Origin of the sequence: Armatimonas sp. (genome assembly GCF_043760365.1) — a bacterium.
Taxonomy (GTDB): Bacteria; Armatimonadota; Armatimonadia; order Armatimonadales; family Armatimonadaceae; genus Armatimonas.
The window spans coordinates 1-2402 of the sequence record NZ_JAYUPA010000059.1 but is presented as its reverse complement, the minus strand read 5'-3'; the positions used below and the strand labels follow the sequence as shown (position 1 = coordinate 2402).

At 57.0% G+C, this 2402-nt stretch carries 4 protein-coding genes; 1 reads left to right on the top strand and 3 read right to left on the bottom strand.

All coding sequences use genetic code 11. The features are described from left to right. Positions 1-62: 62 nt before the first annotated feature. The gene (locus tag ACH2EH_RS01480) at positions 63-932 is read right to left on the bottom strand and encodes a hypothetical protein (RefSeq protein ID WP_395138128.1); all 870 of its coding nucleotides are present in this window, start codon (positions 930-932) and stop codon (positions 63-65) included. Between ACH2EH_RS01480 and ACH2EH_RS01475 the strand changes: the two genes are divergently transcribed. After that, complete coding sequence (locus ACH2EH_RS01475) at positions 927-1064, top strand: hypothetical protein (RefSeq protein WP_395138126.1); 138 nt, start codon at positions 927-929, stop codon at positions 1062-1064. The two genes, ACH2EH_RS01480 and ACH2EH_RS01475, sit on opposite strands and share 6 nt — an antisense overlap. Positions 1065-1108: 44 nt before the next feature. Here the strand turns inward: ACH2EH_RS01475 and ACH2EH_RS01470 are convergent, their stop codons facing one another. Next, positions 1109-1417: a hypothetical protein gene (locus ACH2EH_RS01470; protein WP_395138124.1), complete on the bottom strand. Its 309-nt coding sequence runs from the start codon at positions 1415-1417 to the stop codon at positions 1109-1111. Next, a complete protein-coding gene (locus ACH2EH_RS01465) occupies positions 1399-2169 on the bottom strand; it encodes a protein NO VEIN domain-containing protein (protein ID WP_395138122.1) in 771 nt (256 codons plus the stop codon). The genes ACH2EH_RS01470 and ACH2EH_RS01465 overlap by 19 nt, the downstream gene beginning before the upstream one ends. Positions 2170-2402: the final 233 nt, after the last annotated feature.

The window sequence follows — 2402 nt, the reverse complement described above, 5'->3', positions numbered from 1 at the left end:
CCTCCCCCCTCTCCCGGGCGCTCGTTCCCGGGTACCCTTTGGGTGTGGGAAAGGGGAATTGGCTAAGGCGGGGCGCTGATCTGGGCTTGGAGGAGCTTTTCGAGCGAGAGGAGACGTGGGTCGGGGGAGCGGCGTCCGATGTTGGTGATGGGCTTGTTGCGATGGTCGGTTTCGTACTCCTCGATGAGAGTCATGAGTTTGTCGCCATCCCAGGAAATATCGGCGGAGTTAGGGTCGGGCTTGACTTGGAAGAGGGCGTAGATATGCTCGTCGTCGTCGGGTTGGGCGGTGTTTTGCCAGGCGGCGACTTGTGCCTTTGGAGCGTGTTGCCCTAGCTTCTTGCGTAGCTGCTCACGGGTATAGACATCGTAGCCGGGTTCGCGGATCAGGAAAGCACCACGGGCGACGATGCCGTGATGCGTTCGGAGAAGCGCACGGCGCACTAAGGCCAGCTTTGGGGGGACATGAAACGCGCCGAGGCGGTCTCCTAGGCGGACATAGAGAAAGCCTTCGTCGTGGTGGGCAAGAGCGAGCTGGGCATGGTTCTGGTACCAGGCGACAAGCACGGTTTCTTCGGCAGGAGGGAGGGCGCGGTACTTGGCGGTGCCGTAGGTGTCGGACTCTTGCAGGCGCACGGAGCCATACGCCGCAGGTTGTTCTTGGGTGTGGTAGGCTTCGCGGACATGGTAGGTGGTGCGTTCGCGTGCTGTGGTGCGGTGGGCGAGGTGCTCAATGATCTTATCTAAAAACTCAGAGAGGGCGGGGATGCCTTTGGGCTTGCCGTCTTTGTCGGGGCTGATGGCGAAGGCTCCGAGGCCAGGGAGGACTTCGTGGAAGCCTTCGAATTGCTTGTTGCTGCTCTCGCTGGGCTTGCCAGGATAGAGGACGTAGGCTCCGGCAGTACGGCGGATGGCGTCGCGGTAGGCGTGCATCTTGAGCAGGTCGCTGTACTTAGCGACGGTGGCGATCTCTTTCTCGGGCTTCTCAGGCTCTGCGTAGTCTTCCGCATCGGCGAAGGCGTCTTCGTCGGTTTCGGCGGCACCACCGCCGCCCTCTTCGACTGAGCCCCTCGTCTTGAGGGGCGAAGGGGGTATTTTCCTGAGGTGGTTTATTCAAAATCCTCTGGCTCTGAAGGGAGGGCAATGCGGGTGAGGAAAAGCTTCTGCCCGGTGGGGCAACCCGTTTCGCGCCAGGCGATTACCTCGCGTTCGCGACTGCAGGGCATCTCCTCCTGCTCAGCACCACAGTGAGGGCAGATTTCTTGCGAGGTAGGATGAATGTACTGCTTGGCGCACTCACAGTCCCAGTAATCCAGGTTCAAGACAATGCCATCAGGGTAGATTTCCAGAGATTCCCCAAAAAGATTGGTAGCATTGAGGGGTTGGATTGTGTAGAGGTCTATAGATAGGCGTTCCATGTTACAGAGACAGACTCCAACGTCTTTCTCTTAACAGGAACCTGCTTGACAGGATTTTTTATCAGCTCCAGCTCAGGGGCTGTATCCAGCGAGCGCACAAGAGCAAGGTAATAGTCGTCTCCCAGAATCCCTGCCACACCCCATTCCTTGTCGGTGAAGGAGATCGCCCCTTGCGCGACTCGAAGCCCTTTAACCTCGATCACGGAGTAGTGCTTGGGAAAGTTGGCGCGAAAGTCAAAGCCCACCCCGAGTTTGCGCATATCCTCTAGCATTGCTCCAGAGAAAATCGTCAGCTTGGGGTAGCTGCTCTGGAAAAAGTCTTCAGCCTCTTCGCCCGTCTTGATCCGAGCGGCATAGGGAGTTGTCTCTGCATCCACCGCGCTCTCGTTGACAATGCTGGCTTTACTGAGAGGGGCGAGATAGGAAAAAACGTCGGAGTCGGAGGATGTCTCGGTGAGTAGCTCCCGGACAATACCTGTTACAGCTTCCTCACTCAGAGACACGTAGGCGGCGATCACATTAGCCCGTGAGGGCAAGATTGTGCGTTGATACCAGCCGACACGCACCTGAGAACAGTAGGGATCGAACGAGTCTCGCATGTGCTTGACCGTGCTAGGCTTTACATCCAGAGCGGTTCCTATTGCCTCAAATGCTTCTGTGAAATTGGCATAACCCAGAGAACGTACACCTTTTTTGTCAAAGCGTGAGAGAAAGTAGGCCGCAATCAGAGCACGTTGGTTAGGGTTGGTCATGGGGTTAGAGGATTTATACCTGCTATCGGGGGCAATCTAGCCAAACAGCCCCGGTATATCTAGCCTCTCGATGTGCGTGAGGCGATGCACGATTCTGGGGCGGTCGAAGTCCGGGTGGGTGGTGGTGATACGCTCGACGCTGGCACGGCTTTTACGTTGTGGATATGATGGGACTATACCCCACGCAAGACGGAAAAGACAACTACCATGACCCTGACACTAGAGATACCCGA